The 20,223-nt window shown below is 59.6% G+C and carries 16 protein-coding genes; 8 read left to right on the forward strand and 8 right to left on the reverse strand.

Annotation, left to right across the window (positions count from 1 at the left end; genetic code table 11):
- Nucleotides 1-9 precede the first annotated feature (9 nt).
- Together AC1D3C_RS19415 and AC1D3C_RS19420 are read right to left on the reverse strand one after the other, a co-directional pair.
- Nucleotides 10-792, reverse strand: a complete 783-nt coding sequence (locus AC1D3C_RS19415; RefSeq protein WP_038539633.1) for a DeoR/GlpR family DNA-binding transcription regulator — start codon at nt 790-792, stop codon at nt 10-12.
- A gap of 106 nt (nt 793-898) precedes the next feature.
- Nucleotides 899-1,777, reverse strand: coding sequence for an aldo/keto reductase family oxidoreductase (locus AC1D3C_RS19420; protein WP_038539636.1), 879 nt, complete (start codon nt 1,775-1,777; stop codon nt 899-901).
- 96 nt (nt 1,778-1,873) lie between these two features.
- On the opposite strand from AC1D3C_RS19420, the gene AC1D3C_RS19425 reads away from it, so the two are divergent.
- The 3 genes from AC1D3C_RS19425 (at nt 1,874) to AC1D3C_RS19435 (ending at nt 5,824) form a co-directional block, all read left to right on the forward strand.
- Entirely contained in the window at nt 1,874-2,782 is a 909-nt protein-coding gene (locus AC1D3C_RS19425; protein ID WP_038539639.1) for a LysR family transcriptional regulator, read from the forward strand.
- 126 nt (nt 2,783-2,908) lie between these two features.
- Nucleotides 2,909-3,490, forward strand: a complete 582-nt coding sequence (locus AC1D3C_RS19430) for a cysteine hydrolase family protein (protein ID WP_477484004.1) — start codon at nt 2,909-2,911, stop codon at nt 3,488-3,490.
- Between the two features lie 210 nt (nt 3,491-3,700).
- On the forward strand, nt 3,701-5,824 hold the full coding sequence (locus AC1D3C_RS19435; RefSeq protein WP_477484033.1) for a bifunctional diguanylate cyclase/phosphodiesterase: 2,124 nt from the start codon (nt 3,701-3,703) through the stop codon (nt 5,822-5,824).
- A 25-nt stretch (nt 5,825-5,849) separates the two neighbouring features.
- Here AC1D3C_RS19435 and AC1D3C_RS19440 read toward each other — a convergent pair whose 3' ends face one another.
- The 6 genes from AC1D3C_RS19440 to AC1D3C_RS19465 all read right to left on the reverse strand — a co-directional run bounded on the left by AC1D3C_RS19440 (nt 5,850) and on the right by AC1D3C_RS19465 (nt 14,322).
- Nucleotides 5,850-7,472, reverse strand: a complete 1,623-nt coding sequence (locus AC1D3C_RS19440) for a sensor histidine kinase (RefSeq protein ID WP_477484005.1) — start codon at nt 7,470-7,472, stop codon at nt 5,850-5,852.
- Between the two features lie 181 nt (nt 7,473-7,653).
- Nucleotides 7,654-8,394, reverse strand: coding sequence for a glycosyltransferase family 2 protein (locus AC1D3C_RS19445; protein ID WP_477484006.1), 741 nt, complete (start codon nt 8,392-8,394; stop codon nt 7,654-7,656).
- Between the two features lie 309 nt (nt 8,395-8,703).
- Nucleotides 8,704-9,141, reverse strand: a complete 438-nt coding sequence (locus AC1D3C_RS19450) for a hypothetical protein (protein WP_038539647.1) — start codon at nt 9,139-9,141, stop codon at nt 8,704-8,706.
- Nucleotides 9,142-9,349: 208 nt separating this feature from the next.
- Nucleotides 9,350-10,918, reverse strand: a complete 1,569-nt coding sequence (locus AC1D3C_RS19455; RefSeq protein ID WP_477484007.1) for a SpoVR family protein — start codon at nt 10,916-10,918, stop codon at nt 9,350-9,352.
- A complete protein-coding gene (locus AC1D3C_RS19460) occupies nt 10,915-12,192 on the reverse strand; it encodes a YeaH/YhbH family protein (RefSeq protein WP_477484008.1) in 1,278 nt (425 codons plus the stop codon). The genes AC1D3C_RS19455 and AC1D3C_RS19460 overlap by 4 nt, the downstream gene beginning before the upstream one ends.
- Before the next feature lie 186 nt (nt 12,193-12,378).
- A complete protein-coding gene (locus AC1D3C_RS19465) occupies nt 12,379-14,322 on the reverse strand; it encodes a PrkA family serine protein kinase (RefSeq protein WP_105438550.1) in 1,944 nt (647 codons plus the stop codon).
- Nucleotides 14,323-14,630: 308 nt separating this feature from the next.
- Between AC1D3C_RS19465 and AC1D3C_RS19470 the strand changes: the two genes are divergently transcribed.
- The 5 genes from AC1D3C_RS19470 (at nt 14,631) to AC1D3C_RS19490 (ending at nt 20,223) form a co-directional block, all read left to right on the forward strand.
- Nucleotides 14,631-15,197 (forward strand): DNA-3-methyladenine glycosylase, encoded by a 567-nt coding sequence (locus AC1D3C_RS19470; RefSeq protein ID WP_247135440.1) that lies wholly within the window; start codon nt 14,631-14,633, stop codon nt 15,195-15,197.
- A 464-nt stretch (nt 15,198-15,661) separates the two neighbouring features.
- Nucleotides 15,662-17,269 carry a globin-coupled sensor protein gene (locus AC1D3C_RS19475; protein WP_477484009.1) on the forward strand — a complete coding sequence of 536 codons (1,608 nt, stop codon included), beginning with the start codon at nt 15,662-15,664 and terminating at the stop codon, nt 17,267-17,269.
- Entirely contained in the window at nt 17,269-17,562 is a 294-nt protein-coding gene (locus AC1D3C_RS19480) for an STAS domain-containing protein (protein WP_038539662.1), read from the forward strand. The genes AC1D3C_RS19475 and AC1D3C_RS19480 overlap by 1 nt, the downstream gene beginning before the upstream one ends.
- 2 nt (nt 17,563-17,564) lie before the next feature.
- Nucleotides 17,565-17,930, forward strand: a complete 366-nt coding sequence (gene cheY1, locus AC1D3C_RS19485; protein WP_038539665.1) for a chemotaxis response regulator CheY1 — start codon at nt 17,565-17,567, stop codon at nt 17,928-17,930.
- A gap of 16 nt (nt 17,931-17,946) precedes the next feature.
- Nucleotides 17,947-20,223, forward strand: coding sequence for a chemotaxis protein CheA (locus AC1D3C_RS19490; RefSeq protein WP_477484010.1), 2,277 nt, complete (start codon nt 17,947-17,949; stop codon nt 20,221-20,223).

The following is a 20,223-nucleotide window of genomic DNA, read 5'->3' on the forward strand; positions in this document are numbered from 1 at the left end:
ACTCCGGGGCTATAAATCCAATTCCTCGTCTTTCGAAGTTTCCACGAGGGCCACACCGTTCACGAGGCATACATCTCGGATCGACGGCGAAGGACAATGGTCGGTGATAAAGGTTTGGACCTGCGAGATCTGTCCGATGCGCACGGGCGCAGTGCGCTCGAATTTTGTCGAGTCGGCGACGAGGATTACGTGTCTCGCATTGGCGATGATTGCCTGGGCAACTTTCACTTCGCGAAAATCATAATCGAGAAGGGCACCATCCGGATCGATTGCCGAAACGCCGATAATCGCATAATCGACCTTGAACTGGCGGATGAAGTCGACTGCGGCTTCACCTACAATGCCACCGTCTGACTGACGAACGACACCACCGGCAATGACCACCTCGATTTCGTCCAGAATGCGCAACCTATTGGCAACGTTGATATTATTGGTGATCACCATGAGTTCGCGATGATTGACCAGCGCCTCGCTGACCGCCTCCGTGGTGGTGCCGATATTGATGAAGAGCGAGGCGTTGTCCGGAATAAGATTGGCGGCGGCGACGCCGATCGCCTGCTTTTCCGCCGCCGCGATCTGCCGGCGCGCATCGTAACGGACATTTTCGTTGCTGCGGGGAAGGGTGGCGCCCCCGTGAATACGCGTCAGAATTTGCTTGTCGCATAGATCATTCAGATCTTTGCGGATCGTCTGCGAGGTTACCGAAAACGTTGCTGCCAAGTCGTCGACGAGGACCCGCCCCGCAGTTTTCGCGCGTTCGACAATCTTCGCCTGGCGGTCCGTAATAAACATCCGACCCCTCCGTTTCGCTTTTCTTTCACTTCTAACGAAAGCGCGCGTGAAGGCAAAGGCCGTAGACCGATTTTTCGGGGTCGGATGCGAGTGCGGTCTGAAGTCTTCAGTCGGCGCGGGCGCCGGATACGCCTTCGAGTTCCGTCATCACGGCGTCCGACAGCTGCAGTTCAGCCGCGGCGAGATTTTCACGCAGGTGGGCCACGGACGAGGTTCCCGGGATGAGCAGAATATTCGGTGCCCGACGCAGCAACCAGGCAAGTGCGACCTGCATCGGCGTCGCGCCCAGGCGCTGGGCAACGTCCGACAGGATCGACGACTGGAGCGGGCTGAAGCCTCCGAGCGGGAAGAACGGCACATAGGCGATACCATCGCGAGCGAGATCGTCGATCATGGCATCGTCTTGCCGATGGGCGAGATTATACTGGTTCTGCACACAGACGATCTTGGCGATCCGCTGACCTTCCGCTACCTGTGTCGGGGTCACGTTGCTGAGCCCGATATGGCGAACAAGCCCCTTACGCTGCAGGTCGGCCAGAGCCGTCAGGGGCGCTTCGATCGAGCCTTCTGCCGGGCCGTGGACATCGAACATGATACGCAGGTTGACGACGTCCATGGCGTCGAGACCAAGATTGCGCAGGTTGTCGTGGACGGCCTGAGTCAGCTGGTCGGCTGAAAATGCCGGGTTCCATGAACCGTCATCCCCGCGCACGGCGCCGATTTTGGTCACGATCACCAGGTCATCGGGATACGGATGAAGCGCCTCCCGGATGATCTGATTGGTCACATGCGGACCATAAAAATCGCTGGTATCGATATGATCGACCCCAGCCGCAACCGCTTCGCGCAATACCGCCACTGCTGCGTCGTGATCTTTCGGCGGCCCGAAGACACCCTTGCCCGCAAGCTGCATGGCGCCATAGCCGAGCCGTTTCACGTTGCGGTCGCCGAGGATAAATGTGCCTGCCTGATCAATATTCGACATGGGAATATCTCCTGTTCAAGATGATGTGGATATAGGCCTTGAGAGGCCGCACGAAAATCCGGTACAATCGGCACAGGCCGTGCGGAATTTCGAACGATGAAAATCGACCTAGGTGATCTGAATGCTTTTGTGGCGGTGGCGCGCGCTGGTGGGTTTCGCGAGGGCGCGCGTGCCACAGGCAGCAGCGCATCAGGATTGAGCGAGGCGGTGCGGCGGGTCGAGGCGCAACTGGGGGTGCGGCTCCTCAATCGCACGACACGCAGCGTGGTGCCGACGGAGGCAGGGGCAGGTCTCCTGGCTCGGCTGACCCCAGCGCTTACCGAGGTCGACGCTGCCCTCGACGTCATTAACAGGTTTCGCGACAAGCCTGCCGGCGCGTTGCGTCTCAATGTACCGGTCAGCGCCGCCCGATTGGTGCTCCCAGCGATCATCCCGGCGTTCCTCGCGGCCTATCCCGACATACGGCTCGAAATCGTCGCCGATGACAATTTCGTCGACGTGCTGGCTGCCGGATGCGACGCCGGCATCCGCTATGACGAGCGGTTGGAGCAGGACATGATTGCGGTGCCGATCGGTCCGCGGCTGCAGCGCTTCGCGGCCGCGGCATCCCCGGCATATCTCGATCGCCATGGCCGCCCCGATCATCCCCGCGATCTGCTTGGCCATGCCTGTATCCGCGGGCGTTTTGCAAGCGGCGCAATGATACTCTGGGAATTCGAGCGGGACGGCGAAGTGGTGCGGGTCGATCCGACAGGACCGCTGATCGTGCAGGTGGGTGCGGCAACCGATCTTGCCGTCGATGCAGCAATTGCCGGCACCGGTATCATGTCGCTGTTCGAGGACTGGCTGCGGCCCCATCTCGACAACGGCTCACTCGAACCCGTGCTTGAGCCATGGTGGCAGCAATTCTCCGGTCCATTTCTCTATTACCCCGGTCGGCGGCTCGTACCGGCGCCGCTGCGGGCCTTCATCGATTTCATTAAGGTTTCGTCCAATCAACGGTGACGGGCGGGCGCGTATTTAGCGTCAATCGCCGACGTCGAATCTCCATCCGCCGGGATCAGATCCTGCTGCCGGTCGCCGATAGGAACCACGTTTCCTACCGGGCGTTGAGGAGACGCGGAGAACGAAATGGTTGGTAATTGGATTCATCTTTGCATCGACATGCAGCGGATGTTCGCTGAAGACACCCCATGGCACGTCCCCTGGATGCGCGAGGTATCGCCGCAGATCCAGGAACTATCCGGCCGCCATCCCGAGAATACCATCTTTACCAGGTTCGTGACGCCGACGCGCCCCGAAACGATGGAGGGGATGTGGCGTGTGTATTATGAAAAGTGGCGGATGATGACGCGCGAGCATCTCGATCCGGGCCTTGTCGACCTGATCCCCTCATTGAAGCTCCTTGTCCCTCCTGCGGGCATATTTGACAAGACGACTTATTCTCCCTGGATAAGTGGAGAGCTGCACCGAATGCTGCTGAAGAAGGGTATCGAAACCGTGGTCCTGACCGGGGGCGAGACCGACGTTTGCGTCCTCGCCGCAGCGCTTGGCGCCATCGATCTTGGGTACCGCGTGGTCGTGCTGAAGGATGCCGTCTGCAGCGGAGCCGACGACACACATGATGCATCGCTCGAACTTCTGGGAGACCGCTTCTCCGTTCAGTTGCGCCTTACAACCACCGGAGAGTTCCTGGGAATGTTCGTAGGATGAGAGTTCGCTCTGCGGAACTCCCTCCTGCCATGCCGAGCGGCCTGCCCCATTTCATTACCCGGGGTGAGTTCTCTGTCGAGAGATTAACGAGGTGTTGACTAAGTGCTTTAGCGATTTTTAATATTCGTACATGCTATTGGATCCGTGCAGCGCAATGCGGACATGACGTCTTCTGCAGCCTTGGGCAATTCAATAAAGCTGGGATCTGTCATGCTCGCACGCCGACCGAAGGAGAGCCGTGAAGGCTACTCCGTTTTCATTTCCACCTCGCTACTCCTTCTTGTCGCCGTGATCCTTGGCGGCATGGGTGCTCATGTCGTTGACCGCATGCGCAGTTCCGCAAATGCGCTCGATGACAACAGAGCCATATTGGCGGCAGAGGCTGCCGTCTCGTCCTTCAAGGGGAAACTTGCAGCAACGGTGCGGGACAATGCCGTTTGGGATGAGGCCTACAAGGCGATAACGCAAGGGGATCGCGACGCTTGGACTTATGAGAATTGGGGCAAGACCAGCGCGGACTACGCGCTCTATGACGGGGTCGTGCTGACAGCCCCGGCAGGCGGTAAGAGCATCGCCTATCTTAAAGCCAATATAATAGATCCGAACGAATATCTTGGTGCAAAATTTCGTGGGCAAACGGAATCAGCCGCTCGGCCCGGCATGGACCCTACCGTCAACTTCTTCAGAAACGGCGACGATATCATTGTAGTGGCGTCGGAGGCGGTTCAGCCGTTCGGATCGAAGGTTGAGGATTCGCAGTACTATGTCCTCAGCTTCTTCAAGACCCTGACTTCCGAAGTCGTGGCTGAAATGGCCAAGGATCATCAGCTCCCGAAACTCCACATAACCTACGGTCCGGCAGCCGATCTCCTGAATTCGCCGCTCATGGATGCCGATGGAGTTGAAGTCGCGCGTTTGGCTTGGCCAAGTGCCGCTCCCGGGAACACGATTTTTGATGAGGTTCGCCCCTTTATTGCCGCCGCTATCGCAGTCCTTGGTGTTTATTTGGTGGGCGTTCTGTATGCAGGCTGGTCGGAAACGCGTCGCTTGAAGAGTTTGGCCGATCGCGCCCGGCATGAGGCCACGCACGATAGTCTCAGCGGTCTTTTGAACAGGCTCGGTCTGATCGAGGGACTGGACCGGCTGATGCAGGCTAACAAGAGCCAGATGCTGGTTTTGCACCTCATCGATCTCGACGGCTTCAAGGCCGTCAACGATGCCTGGGGGCATGCGATCGGCGATCAGCTGATCAGGCTGGTGGCGGAAGCCCTGCGTGATATTCATCCCGACGCCGCTGGTGTCGCGCGATTGGGCGGCGATGAATTCGCTCTTATCCAGCTGGGTTCCGCCAACCTTGCCGAACTTGACGATGAACTTCTTGAACGTCTCAAAAAGCCGTTTCTCATCGAAGGCCGCACGATCGAAATCGGGGCGAGCATCGGGGTTGCTTCCCGTGACGACGCAGAGGATGCGCACGAACTCCTTCGTCGGGCGGACATGGCCCTTTATGAAGCGAAGGAAACGGGCAGGGGATGCGCGGTCACCTATCATCCGGATCTTGACCGCCAGCGCGAGAAGATCGCGGCGTTGGAAAGTGAGCTTCGGCGCGCCCTTCAGAAGGATGAGATCCAGCCGGTCTTCCAGCCTCTAGCTTCGGCTGCCTCTGGAGACATCACAGGCGTGGAGGCGCTGGCAAGATGGAGGCGCGCCGAAGGAGCAATCGGCCCGGACGCCTTCATACCGCTGGCTGAGAAATGTGGATTGATCGATATCCTGGGCCTCCAGATGCTTCGAAAGTCCATCGTGGCGTCGAAGGCGTGGACTCCGCTTTCCTTGTCGGTCAATGTCTCTCCGATCCAGTTGTGCAACCCGAACTTTGCGGGGGACGTGCTCGCCGTTCTGGAAGAGGAGGGTTTTGATCCTTCCCGACTGACACTGGAGATCACCGAAGCGGTTCTGATGTCGAACCCTGAGCAGGCACGGCGCTCCATCACCGCCCTGAAATCGGCCGGCATCCGTTTTGCCCTCGATGATTTTGGCGCAGGTTACGCCAGTATCGGCACGCTTCGTGAATTCGGCTTCGACCGGATGAAGATCGATCGCTCCCTGGTACAAGCCATGGATGATGGCAGCACTGGCCGGAACGTCCTGACGGCCACGATCTCCTTGGCTATGGCGCTCGGAATTCCGGTCACGGCGGAAGGCATCGAATCCGCCGATCAAGCGGACGCCCTTCGAGTTGCCGGTTGCGATCAGCTGCAAGGCTACCTGGTGGGCAGGCCCATGGGACGAGACGAACTTGTATCCTGGCTCGCTTCATCGATTGCCGCATAAAGGGCTCTTCTCGTGACGCGAAGCCCTACGCCGACTGCTGTTGCCTGACTTCTTCGAACGGCAGCTCGACCGTGAAGGTCGTACCTCGTCCCAGAATGCTCCGGACTGAGATCGCCCCTCCGTGCAATTCGACAATTTCCTTGACGATATTGAGACCGATCCCCGTTCCCGCGATTCCGGTGGCGCTGCGGGCACGAAAATAGGGTTCGAACAGTTTCGGCAGGTCGTCTGCATCCATGCCGATGCCGGAGTCGGTGACGCTGACAATAACCCGCCCACCGTCCTTCCATCCGCTGACATGAATGTTGGAACCGGCAGGTGAATATTTGACCGCGTTCGACAACAGATTGGAAAAGACCCGTTCTATTGCGTCCCTGTCGATCATCTGCAGCGCTGGAATTGCATCCAGATTGTGGCTGATCGTGTGGCTTTTGCTGAGCTCGGCTCGGCTTGCGATGCATTGACGAAGTATGGCGCTGAGCGAACTGGCTTGTTTGTTGATGGCAATGGTCCCGGTCTCCAACCGCCCGGCGGCGAGGATGCTTTCCATCAGCTCGACCATGCGGGCGACTGCGCCCTTGATCTGCAAGGCCTTGCCTTCCAGGAACTGTGGAGTCACAGCCATCTTTGTCCGCGTAAGCCGCTGAGCCGCTCCGTCTATCACGGCCAAAGGCGTCCTGAACTCGTGCGATATCATCCCGACGAAACGGCGCTGCAGCGCATTGATACCCCGTTCGTGCTGGAGAAGTCGGTCCAGCTCGATATTCTTTTCCTGAACTTCCGCCGTTCGGTCCAGAACGATCTTTTCGAGTTCGTCTCGATGCTGGCGCAGTCTCCGCTCGCTGGACTGAAGCGCCTTGAGGGCGAGTTGCCGGTCATGGACGTCCTCAAGGAGCCCATACCAGCGGACGACCCCGCCGTTGCCGTCGAAACGAGCTGCCGCGCGATTCCGATACCACCGATATCGCCCTCTCGCTGTCCCGATCCTGTAGATCATGTCGAACGGTGCGCCGGTCTTGACCGAGGACTCCCATTTGGCAATGACCTCGGGCAGGTCCTTCGGGTGCAAGGTCTTCTCCCACCCGCGCCCCAGGGCTTCGCCGACTTCCCGTCCGGAGGCGTTCTGCCACCCTGGGCCGACCTCAACGACATTGCCCAGCGCGTCGGCTAACCACGGTGTCTGGGGATGCAGCTCAATGAGAGAGCGATAATGTTCCTCACTTGCCCGCAGGACCTTTTCGGCATGGCGGAGCTCCGTAATGTCGGAAATAACGACAATCAGAACCGGCTTCTTCCCCGCAGCCGTTGGTACGAAGGACCGCCGCTTATGCGTCAGAAGCGTCCGGGCCGAACCATCCGGACCGGTGACATTCTCCTCGAACAGCCGCTCCTCACCGGTCGCCAGCACTCCCGCATCCATCTCTCGGATCCGTTCGGCTTCGCCTGCAGGCAAGAAGTCACGGTCGGTGCGGCCAAGTATGTCGCCGAGGCCGACGCCGAACATCTCGCACGCCTTGCTGTTGAGGAACAGGAAGCGTGACTCTTCGTCCTTGATGATCGTGGGTCTCGGGGCGCCTTCGAAAAGGTCTTCCAAAAGTTCGCGATGGGATGTGTGCAGATCAGGTCCGATGGCGGAGTCTTGGTTCATTCGCAAGGGTCCAGATCTACTCGCGTAATTTGATCGGTGCCTAATGTACAATCGGAGCGTTACCGAATGCTGAAACCAAGGGGGGCTGTTTTAGCCGAAGAGAAATCGAAGAGAGACCTGAATATGGCGGTTTTTCACCCATGCCGAATTGCTGAGGACGTATTTGTCGTGGCACCCAAAATCATTCCTCGACCCAATAGGAAGTCGTATTCTCGATGACTTTTTTGATCTTGCGGTTGTCTCTCCATTCTCGTCCGGTGTCACGGATGACCGGTGTCTGCCGGGGAGAAAAAATATAGTTCTTATGCGGCGCCGCCAACCGCTCCAATTCTGCGTTGACGCCGGAATAGAATTGTTTTTCCGGATCTCGCGAGGCGTCCATCAGGCCGGAAGCCTGCCGGGCGAAAGAACCGCGAAGAATGGAAGGTGACGTCGTGAATTTCGGAAAAGTCCGAAACAGCGGGATTTTAATGCCGAGAAACCGTGCATATTCGTTTCTCTCGTGAAGATGGCCGTCTTTCGCGATGCTCCAGTTCTGGTCAGCCGTGTGAAAGGATACCTGCATTACGGCGGGATCTGCAAACGGGGCAAAAATCCCCTCGCCGAGATCCGTCAGCGCGATCCAGTCGTCTTCGAGGTGGAATACGTAATCCGACTGCGTATTGGACCAGAGACGCTTGACCGCAGCGCCAAATCCAGGCTCGCTGGGTCTAAAGAAGGAAGCTGACGGAAGGTAGTTCGAGACGACCCGCAGGCACTCGGCCTCATCCTCTTCGGTTCCGAAGATCGGATCGATGTTGACGAGGACGTTCGAGACGGAGAAATGAGCAAAGCAGCGCTTTGAAAAACTTTCCAATGTCTGCTCAAGCAAATCCGGCCTTCTGCCGGCAACGATGCACAAATCCAGACTAAAATTCGCCAACGCAGCATATCCCACTGAAACCGGAGCTCTTTAGAGTTCGGTCCAAATACCATAGTGGCGGCAAGGTCGCCACCTTCTGGGGACATGCAGTCCTCTCGCCCACAATGGTGTGGGTTACGACGTAAACTTTTCTCGCCGCGCGTGGTCGCAGCGGTCAAAATGGATCGACAAGGGCCGCACCGGCCGCCTCGTTCTTTCAGGACGCAGCGTCAACCCTCGGCCGTTCCTGCAACGGCAAGCGGCAACGCCGAGGTATCGGGCAATCGCCCGGCAAGGCGCAGTCTGATCGTGTTCGACGAAGCGACAAGGCTACCTTCTGAAGAAAGAAGCCAGGTATGCAAGGGGGCCGCTGGATCTGCGGGTGGCGATGGACCGCACCTGATGGGCGACGGTGCTTGCGCTCACATGCGCTCCGAAGTGGCAGAAGCAGACCAGTTTGTGGATCTGTCGGTCTGACAGTTCAAAAAACCGCCTGGCTTCCCCATAGGTGTCGTCTCTCATCCCCGCGGCGCGCAGCACGGGATCCCCGAACGCGACGGCAATCGCCGTTCCGTCGCCGCGCATGGCGGCCCTTATTTCATCCGGCTGATATTCGGTTTCCCGAAATGTCGAAAGGGATCGGTCGGGGTTGAGCTCAAGAATCTCGGCCCACCGTTCGAGCCGTTCGCTGCTGGACATCTGGAAGTCGGGATAGCTGCGGTTTATCCTGGCGATAGTCTTCAGCTGATCGACTGCACGTTGCTCCATTACGGCCTCCTATTTGAACAAAATAGATGCCCGTCGCCCAGACGTTATTTTGATCCTGACCGCTTTTGATGTCCAATCACGATTGTCCATCGGCAGGAACTCCGGCCGCTCCTGTAATCAAAGTTGATGAGCGGGGATCAACGTCGCCATGGCGTCCTGCCAGGCTTGGAGTTGCCGGATCGGCAGAGACCTGCCTCGTGCGCTATCGTCAGGAGAAAAGGTCACCCTTATGAAGGATTTCGCGGGGATGGGCGGCATGTTCCTTCACCACCTTCTCGGCGCTGTCGATTTCCTGCAGCATGACGTCGTATCCCCACAGATCCGCCAGATGTTGCAGAACCTGCCGGGTCTCGCCGTCCTCGAGAACCCAGTCGTTCGGCGCCCGGTGCTGCAGGAGAAGGCGGCGGTCGCCGGCGAGATCGACATCGATGATGTCGATCCTCGGATCGGTCCAGCCGATATCGTATTCGCGCGCCAACTGGCGGCGGACGCGCTTGTAGCCGCGCTCGTCGTGGATCGCCGAAACCAGGATCCCTTCGCTCATCTGCGGATCGTCGTAGAGCTGGAAAAGGCGCCACTTGCGGATCAGGTGCGGGCTCAGGAACTGGCTGATAAAGCTCTCGTCGCGATAGTCGGCCCAAATGCCGCGCAGGACCTGCATCGGATCTCCGCGGCCGGCGATATCCGGGAACCATTCGCGATCCTCGTCGGTCGGCTTGGTCACGATCCGCTCGATATCCTGCATCATGGCGAAGCCGATGGCATAGGGATTGAAGCCGGAGAAACGCCGATCGTCATAGGTCGGCTGGAACACGACATTGGTATGTGATTTCAGAAATTCGAAATAGTTGCCGTCGCTGATCTGCCCGCGGTCGTGCAGCCTTTCCATGATCTGGTAATGGACATAGGTCGCCGTCCCCTCGTTCATCACCTTGGTCTGGCGCTGGGGATGGAAATATTGTGCGACGTGGCGAACGATGCGCAGGATTTCCCGTTGCCACGGCTGCAGCCGGGGCGAGGACTTTTCCAGGAAGTAGAGCAGATTGTCCTGCGGCAGGCCGAGCGCAGCGCGCCGTCTTTCGAAATCGACGTCGGCCGCATCGCGCTTGCGGCCCGTTGGCACCGTGCGCCAGAGGTCGTTGAACATCTGTTCTTCATGGGCGCGCCGTTCCAGCTGGCGTTTTTCCTCCTGGCGCAGGTCGAGTCTCGTCTTGCCCGCATAACGGTGTACGCCATGTGACATCAGCGCATGAGCGGCATCGAGGGTCCGTTCGACCGCCGTTTCGCCGTAACGTTCTTCGCAGCGGGCGATATAGCTCTTGGCGAAATCGAGATAGTCGAGAATGCCCTCGGCATCCGTCCACAGCTTGAAGAGATAGTTGTTCTTGAAGAAATGGTTATGACCGAAGGCCGCATGGGCGATCACCAGGGTCTGCATCGTCGCGGTGTTCTCCTCCATCAGGTAGGAGATGCAGGGCGACGAGTTGATGACGATCTCATAGGCGAGATCGCGCATGCCGCGGCGGTAGAAGGCTTCGTGATGGGCGAAATGTTTGCCGAACGACCAGTGCCGGTAAAACAGCGGCATGCCCGTCGAAGAATAGGCATCCAGCATCTGTTCGGCGGTGATCACCTCGATTTGGTTCGGATAGACGTCGAGCCCGAGTTCCCCGATCGCGATTTCCTCGCAGGCATCGTGGATGCGCTGGAGCGTCGTGAAATCCCAGTCCGCGCCTTCGAAGAGCAGTCGATCCTTCCGCATAGCCGCTTGGGTCATGGCACCGCCTTCGTCTGTGTCGATCGCTTCTGGAAGAGATCATGGAAGACCGGGAAGATCTCGTTCTTGCGGCAGACCTTGCGCATCGCAAGCGTTGCCGAACCGGACCGGATGCTTTCATAAAGGCGCCAGAGAGGGGAATTGGATACCGAGGAATCGCCACCCTCTTCGTCGACCTCAATATAGGCGAAGTACTGGCAGAGCGGCAAAATCTCGTGTCTCAGCAGATGGCCGGTCGGAGCCTCGTCCCGATAGGAATTATCGCCATCCGAGGCCTGCGCGGCATATATGTTCCATTCGGTGGGGTCGAAGCGTGAAGCGATAATGGAGCGCATCGCCGCAAGCGCGCTCGATACCAGCGTGCCGCCGGTCGCCTGGCCGTAGAAGAAGGTCTCCTCGTCGACCTCTTCGGCCTTCTCGGTGTGGCGGATGAAGACGATTTCGACCTTCTCGTAGCGCTGCGAGAGGAACAGATAGAGCAGCAGGTAGAAGCGCTTGGCCAGATCCTTCATGTGCTCCGACATCGAGCCGGACACGTCCATCAGGCAGAACATCACTGCCTTGGCAACCGGCTTCGGTTCGTTGTCGAAACGACGATAGCGAACGTCGAGCGGATCGACATAGGGAATGCGCCGGATCCTGTCCGTCAGCGACTTGAGTTCCGCCTCCAGCGACAGGCGCGTCTCCTCGTTCTCAGATTCGTCGATCTGACGCTGCAGTGCCTCGATTTCGGCAGGTTTGGGGCGCTTGAGAGCGATGCGTCGCATCATGGCGAGCCGCGTCGTCCGGTCGATGGAGAGATTGGAAGGGGAACCCGAAATGGAGTAACCGGCCCGCACCGGGCTCATCTCCTCGGTTTCGCTAAGCCGCCGCTTGGCGAGTTCGGGCAGTTCGAGGTCATCCAGAAAAACCGAGAGGAATTCTTCGCGCGTCAGCACGAAACGGAAGCCGTCTTCACCATCGCCCTGGCCGGCCTCCTTGGGTCTGCCGGCGCCTTGGCCCGGAGGGCGGGGAATGATATCGCCTTCGACGAAGGCCCGGTTGCCGGGCAGGACATGATCCGTAATCCCGCCTTCGGCCCGGCGAAAACTCGGCTCGCCCATGCCGCCGATCGGGAGGCTGACTTCGCCGCCATCGAGTACATCACGGATACTGCGGCTTTGCAGGGATCGCCTGACTGCTTGCTGCACGGCGTCCTTTGCGCGCCGCAGAAACCGCTGTCGATTTTCCAAACTTTTACCGCGCGGGTTCAGCCGCCGGTCGATGATGTGCATGTTGGCTCCTGCATGAGCATTAGGGTCTGTACTCAACTAGGTTTCGGACGCCGCACAACCCAGTATGCCACAATCCTACGTCCTGTCGTCACACACAATGATGGAGATGACGTCCACCTTTGTGTGTTTAAGGAACTGAACGGTTTTCTTGCATGCTGCGTTCCAAATCCTAATTGAGTACAGACGCTAACCTGCCTGTTTGACCCGCATGTACCACTCCACCAGACGGCGAACCTGTCTTTCGGTGTAGCCGCGCCCCGTCATGCGCGACACGAACTCGCTGTGTTTCTTTTCTGTTTCGCCGTCCTTTTTCGACCCGAAGGAGATCACCGGCAGGAGATCCTCCACCTGGGAGAACATTCTTTTCTCGATCACTTCCCGGATCTTCTCATAGCTCGCCCAGGACGGGTTCTTGCCGCCGTTATTGGCGCGCGAGCGCAGGCAGAACTTGACGATCTCGTTGCGGAAATCTTTCGGATTGGCGATTCCCGCCGGCTTTTCGATCTTGGTCAATTCCTGGTTCAGGAGTTCTCGATCGAGAAGCTGACCGGTATCCGGATCCTTGAAGTCGACGTCCTCGATCCAGGCGTCGGCATAGTCGACATAACGATCGAAGAGATTCTGACCATAATCCGAATAGGATTCCAGATAGGCCTTCTGGATCTCGTTGCCGATGAACTCCGCGTACCGAGGAGCAAGGTCTGCCTTGATGAACTCGATATACCGCTTTTCGGTTTCCTCCTGAAACTGTTCGCGGCGGATGGCCTGTTCCAGCACATACATCAGGTGAACCGGATCGGCGCCGATATCCGTCGTATCGTGATTGAAGGTCGAGGCTAGAACCTTAAAGGCAAAACGTGTCGATATTCCGTCCATGCCTTCGTCGACGCCGGCCGCGTCCCGATATTCCTGAACACTGCGGGCGCGCGGATCGGTTTCCTTGAGGCTTTCGCCGTCGTAAGCACGCATCTTGGAGAAGAAGGTCGAATTCTCGTGCTTGCGCAGCCGCGAGAGCACGGAGAACCGGGCCAGCATCTCAAGCGTCGCCGGCGCGCAGGAGGCATCCGCAAGCTCCGAACCTTCGATCAGCTTTTCATAGATATGCTGTTCTTCCGTCACCCGCAGGCAATAAGGAACCTTGATGACGCAGATGCGGTCGATGAACGCCTCGTTGTTCTTGTTGGCCTTGAAGCTCTGCCATTCCGCCTCGTTCGAGTGGGCGAGGATGACGCCGGAGAAAGGGATGGCGCCGATATTCTCGGTGCCCATGTAATTGCCTTCTTGCGTCGCCGTCAGCAGCGGATGCAGCATCTTGATCGGCGCCTTGAACATCTCGACGAATTCGAGCACGCCCTGGTTGGCGCGGTTGAGCCCGCCGGAATAGCTGTAGGCATCCGAGTCGTTCTGGGAATAGTTTTCGAGCTTGCGAATGTCGACCTTGCCGACCAGCGAGGAGACGTCCTGATTGTTCTCGTCGCCCGGTTCGGTCTTGGCGATGCCGATCTGGCGCAGTCGCGAGGGCTGCAGCCTCACCACCCGGAAACGGGATATGTCGCCTCCGAATTCATCGAGCCGCTTCAGGCACCAGGGGCTCATCAACCCGCTGAGGCGCCGGGTCGGAACGCCGTATTGCTCAAGCAGCATCGGCCCCATGGCGACCGGATCGAAGAGATTGAGCGGGCTTTCGAAAACCGGACTGATATCGTCGCCGGCCTTCAGCACGTAGATCGGATTGGCTTCCATCAGCAGCTTCAGCCGCTCGGCGAGCGAAGACTTGCCGCCTCCGACCGGTCCGAGCAGGTAGAGGATCTGCTTTCGTTCCTCAAGGCCCTGCGCCGCATGCCGGAAGAAGGATACGATCCTCTCGATCGTCTCTTCCATGCCGAAGAAACCGGAAAAAGCCGGATAGGCCCGGATGGTGCGGTTCATGAAGATCCGGCCGAGCCTGGCATCCTTGGCCGTGTCGACCATCTGCGGCTCGCCGATCGCCGCCAGCAGCCGCTCGGCGGCGTTGGCATAGGCCATCGGATCTTTTTTACAAATCGCCAGATATTCGGCGACAGACATGTCTGTCTCGCGCCGCGCTTCGTAGTTCCTGGTGAAGGCATCGAACAAGGATTCACTCGGCATAGGCTACTCCAGTCAGGGTTGCGCTACTGCTCGACTGCCGCAAAGATTGAAAACGCTGCGGCAATCTATTGAGAATCAAGATGTTTCTAAACCTAATACGACACCCGGAGCGTTTTCATGGCAATGCACAAAAATGTGCGTCCACAAATCCGTGCTGACTTGGCAAACAGCAAGTCGGGGCCTGTTGCATCCCCACCACAACGTCTGCGCAACGCTTCGGGTCTTCCGGGAAGTCGCGTCGTCGGCGGGGAAGACAAGCCCTGCTTCGCCGTCTATGGATGCAACCGGCAGCGAGACGGGCGTTTCTTATGGACCAGCAGTTTTTCGATAGAGGCTCCGTAGAGGTGGCGCGTGATCTGATCGGCGTCGAACTCGATGTCTCCGGCGCAGGCGGCGTGATCGTCGAGACGGAAGCTTATGAGCCGGACGAGCCGGCCTCCCACAGTTTTCGCGGGCCCACGCAGAGAAACGCGGTGATGTTCGGGCCGCCGGGACACGCTTATGTCTACCGTTCCTACGGCATTCACTGGTGTCTGAATTTTGTCTGCCGGCCCGGTAGCGCCGTGCTGATCAGGGCGTTGCAGCCGGTCAGGGGCCTTCAGGAAATGGAGAAAAGGCGCGGTCTTGCCGATCCGCTGCTCCTCTGCTCCGGTCCGGGCCGACTCTGCCAGGCGCTCGGCATCACCATCGAGCACAACGGCCTGCCGCTGTTTGCGCCACCGTTCGAGTTCACTTTGCCGAAAACACCACCCCTGATCGTCACCGGTCGGCGGATCGGCATCTCCCAGGCCATCGATCTGCCCTGGCGTTTCGGTCTTTCCGGCTCGTTGCATGTCAGCAAGAAGTTCACCGGCAAGGGTGGCATGGCGCTTTGAGTTAAAGCTTATCCGTTGCAGCCGCTCGCCGATATGGGAGACAAGGCGGGTTGGCCGACGTTCAAGCGGCCAATTGAGAAAAACCGTAACCACCGAGCAATGCCAAAGCGAATACCCTGATAGCGGGTAATATGCGCCTGCCTGAAGCAAAACAGGCATGCTTCTACCTTCCATTAACCTTCAGGCAAGGAATTAACCATACATATTAGAGACCACGGCGAAATGGGATGACTGCGGTCCCCCACCAGGCATGAAGCCGCAAAGCCGTACCGGTCCAATCCGGTATCCGCTCATGAAAATCCAGCAAAGCCCGTGGTGACCGCGTTGCCCATGCCCGACGGATATCGATCCGGTCTGGCGAGCATCCCCCGTTCATCCAGGCGCTGGCTGACAGCAGCTTGCATGCCGCTGATCCTCTCCGGGGATTGGCTTGAATAATTTTGGGGACGGTTTTGGTGCAGGAAATGCCATCGGATCAGGCGCGACGTGGCCAGGCAGGCAGCCTGGGCGAGAGACTGGCATTTGCCGGCCTCGACGGCGAACTGCGCGATCTGCTGCGCCGCTGCCGCCCGCAGCTCGACCGGCATCTGAAGACCGGCCTGCGCGATCTCTTCCACCGCTTTCAATCCTTTCCGGAAGCCGCCCGCAATTTCGAGAGCGAGCAGCAGATCGAACGGCTGCACGACCTGCAGGCCTCCCATTGGGGCGTGTTGACCGATGCCCGCTTCGACGCGCTTTATGCCGAGCGAGTGAAGGTTCTGTCCGATGCCGAGAGCCGGATGGGCCTCGACCCGCGCTGGCACGTCGCCGGCCACGCGGTCATGCTCGAACATCTGATCGCCGGCGCGATCGTCGACCTTGCTCCGAAGTCGCTGCTGCCGGGCGGCCGTAAACGGGAGCAGGAATTGCTCGATCTCGTCGGCGCGATCACCCGCCTTGTCATGGTCGATGTCGAGATCGCCGTCTCGCTCCGCTTCAACGAACAGCGCCAGAAGCACCAGCGCGCGCTCGCCGAGCAGCGCGAAGCCGATCATGCGCAGGCGATTGAAACTTTTACCGACGTCATCACGGCACTCGCCGACCGCGATCTGACGGCAGGTCTTGCCGACGACGTGCCGGATGCCTACCGCGAACTCGCCGATCTGCTCAATCAGGCAGTCGCCGGCATGCGCTCGTCGGTCGAGACGGTCGATGGCCATGGCCAGAAGGCCGGGGCGCTGACGCAGGCCCTCACCGAGGGCACTCGCTCCTTTGCCACCGCTTCGGAAGAACAGTCCGCCCGCCTCAGGGAGGCGGCACGCGTGCTCCTCGACGTGACCGCCAGGGTCAAGGGCAGCGCTGCCGAGACGGCCGCCGCCGAAAAGGCCGCCGCCGAGACGCGTCGTTCGGTCGAGGCAAGCGGCGAGGTTGTCGGCCGCGCGATCAACGCCATGGCCGATATCGAGTCCTCGGCCGAAAAGATCGGCGAGATCATCGGCGTCATCGACGACATCGCGTTTCAGACGAATCTGCTGGCGCTGAACGCCGGCATCGAAGCGGCCCGCGCCGGCGAGACGGGCCGCGGATTTGCGGTCGTCGCCCAGGAAGTGCGCGCGCTCGCCCAGCGCTCCGCCGACGCAGCACGCGAGATCAAGACGCTCGTCAACGGCACCAAGGCCCAGGTGGATGCCGGGGTCGACATGGTTCACCGCACCCAGGACGCGATCGGCGGCATCGTTCGCCAGGTGTCCGACATCAACGACGCGATCGCCGGTATTGCCCGCGACACCGGTGAACAGGCCGTCGGCCTCGACCGGTTGACCGCCGAGATCGGTTCGGTCAGCGAACACGTCGCCTCGAACGCCAGCCTCGCGTTCCGAGCGGGCGAGGGCGCCGACGAACTCCATACCGTTATCCTGGAACTCGGCCGCACGGTCCGCGAGTTCCGGATCGAGCGGCAGAACCGCTATGCGGATGCGCGCCGCCCTGCAGCTCCAAGACCTCAGCCGACTTTGGTCCCGATCGCGCCGATGGCGACTGAGCGGGCGGATGACGGCGAATACCTCTTTCAGAAACGACAAGGAATAAGCTGATGGCAGCAAAGAAGGCTGGAGCTGGAAGTTTGAAGCTGGCCGCAGTGTTGGACCTCAACGAGGCCTCGAACCTGCATGGCAAGCTGGTCTCCATGCGGGGCAGCGATCTCAAGATCGACGCCTCGGGCGTCGAGCGGGTCGGTGTCCAGTGCGCCCAGGTTCTGGTCGCCGGCGTCAAGGCTTGGGAAGAAGACAAGAAGTCCTTTCTCGTCGAGAAGGCTTCGGATGCATTTCAGAAGACGATGCAACTCATCGGCATTAATAACGAAAATTTGGTTGCTAAGGAGATCTAGCAATGAAGAAGAAAGTACTGACCGTGGATGACTCACGGACGATCCGGAACATGCTTCTGGTGACCCTGAATAACGCAGGCTTTGAGACAATTCAGGCGGAAGACGGCATTGAGGGCCTCGAAGTCCTCGAGGGCTGCAATCCGGACGTCATCGTCACGGATATCAACATGCCGCGCCTCGATGGCTTCGGTTTCATCGAAGGTGTTCGCCGCAACGAAAAATATCGCGCCGTTCCGATCCTCGTCCTGACGACGGAAAGCGATGCCGAGAAGAAGAACCGGGCCCGGCAGGCCGGCGCGACTGGCTGGATCGTCAAGCCCTTCGATCCTGCCAAACTGATTGATGCGATCGAGCGTGTAACCGCCTGAGCCAGGAATTCCCCCGATGGATATGAACGAAATCAAAGAGATCTTCTTTCAGGAATGCGAAGAGCAGCTCGCAGAACTGGAGTCGGGTCTTCTCAAGCTGAACGACGGGGATCGCGACCCCGAAACGGTGAACGCCGTTTTCCGTGCCGTTCATTCCATCAAGGGGGGTGCTGGCGCCTTCGGTCTGGACGACCTGGTTTCCTTCGCCCACGTCTTCGAGACGACGCTCGATTGCGTACGCTCCAACAAGCTCGAGCCGACGCAGGACGTCCTGAAGGTCATGCTCAAGTCGGCAGACGTGCTGGCCGATCTCGTCAGCGCATCGCGTGACGGCGGCGGCGTCGACGAATCGAGAAGCCGCAGTCTCGTCAAGGAACTTGAGGCGCTCGCCCAAGGCGGGTCGCCCTCTTCCTCCGGCCACGACGCCCCGAAACCGGCCGCAAAGGCTGCCCCGGCTCCCGTGGCGAAAGTTGATCTTCCCAAACCGAGCGACGACAGCGGCTTTCAGCCGGTCCCCTTTTCGTTCGACGGCTTCGGCGAGGACGATGAGCCGGCAATTGAAGGCTCGGTCTACGAAGTCTCCTTCAAGCCGCGTCGCGAACTCTATTCCAAGGGCAACGAGGCAGCGCTCCTGCTGCGCGATCTGTCCCGTCTGGGAGAGATGAGCATCAATTGCGACACGGACGCTCTGCCGACCCTCGACAAGATGGATCCGGAGGCCTCCTATTTCAGCTGGAAGATCTCGATCCGGACCACCAGGAGCGAAGACGACATCCGTGCCGTCTTCGAATTCGCGGAATGGGATTGCGACCTCGAAGTGAAGCTTGCCGAAGAGGCATCTTCCAACGAGGAACTGCCGATGGTCCCGGTTCCGTTCGATCTGTCGATCCTTGATGACTCCGCTGGTGGAGAAGACGAGGAAAAGACCGCCGAACGGGGCGTTTCGGAAGAAACCGTCGCCGCGGCCGTATCCGCTGCCGAGACCGCAAGCAACGTCTCGAGGACGGCCCGTGCCGCCGAGAGGAAGGAATCGGCTGCCGCGGCAGCTGCCGCCCAGAACAATGCCGCTGCCGCAGCAGCCGGCGCTGGCCAGACGATCCGCGTTGATCTCGACCGCGTCGACCGTCTCATCAACCTCGTCGGCGAACTCGTCATCAACCAGGCGATGCTCTCCCAGAGTGTCGTCGAGAACGACGCGACCGGTACATCGGCCGTCAACATGGGCCTCGAAGAGCTGCAGCAGCTCACCCGCGAGATCCAGGACTCGGTCATGGCGATCCGCGCACAGCCGGTAAAGCCGGTCTTCCAGCGCATGTCGCGTATCGTCCGCGAAGTGGCCGACATGGTCGGCAAGTCGATCCGCCTGGTCACCGAAGGTGAAAACACCGAAGTCGACAAGACGGTCATCGACAAGATCGCCGAACCGCTGACCCACATGATCCGTAACGCCGTCGACCACGGCATCGAGTCGCCCGAAAAGCGCGAGGCCGCCGGCAAGGATCCGGAAGGCACGATCAAGCTGACCGCAAAACATCGTTCGGGCCGCATCCTGATCGAACTTGCCGACGACGGCGCCGGCATCAACCGTGAGCGCGTCCGCCAGAAGGCGATCGACAACGACATCATCGCAGCCGACGCCAACCTGTCGGATGACGAGATCGACAACCTGATCTTCATGGCGGGTTTCTCGACCGCCGATAAGATCTCCGACATTTCCGGTCGCGGCGTCGGTATGGACGTCGTCAAGCGCTCGATCCAGGCGCTCGGCGGCCGCATCTCGATCTCATCGCGGCCGGGCTTCGGCTCGACCTTCACCATGAGCCTGCCGCTGACGCTTGCCGTTCTGGACGGAATGGTCGTCACGGTCGCCGGCCAGACGTTGGTGGTGCCGCTGACCGCCATCGTCGAGACGCTGCAGCCGGAGGCTGCCGCCATCCATTCCTTCGGCGCCAATCAGCGGCTTATCTCGATCCGCAACTCGTTCTGCCCGCTGGTCGACGTGGGCCGGGTCCTCAACTACCGCGCCACCCAGGCCAATCCGGTCGAAGGTGTTGCACTGCTGGTCGAATCGGAAGGCGGCGGCCAGCGCGCCCTGATGGTCGATGCCATCCAGGGCCAGCGCCAGGTCGTCATCAAGTCGCTCGAGGCAAACTACACCCACGTTCCGGGCATCGCCGCAGCCACCATTCTCGGTGACGGCCGCGTCGCTCTCATCCTCGACGTCGATGCGGTCGTCGCAGCGTCGCGAGGCCAGTCCATGAAACCTGAAATGTCGTTAGCCGCCACGGGTTGA

The sequence above is a fragment of the Neorhizobium sp. P1_A6 genome (assembly GCF_056406795.1).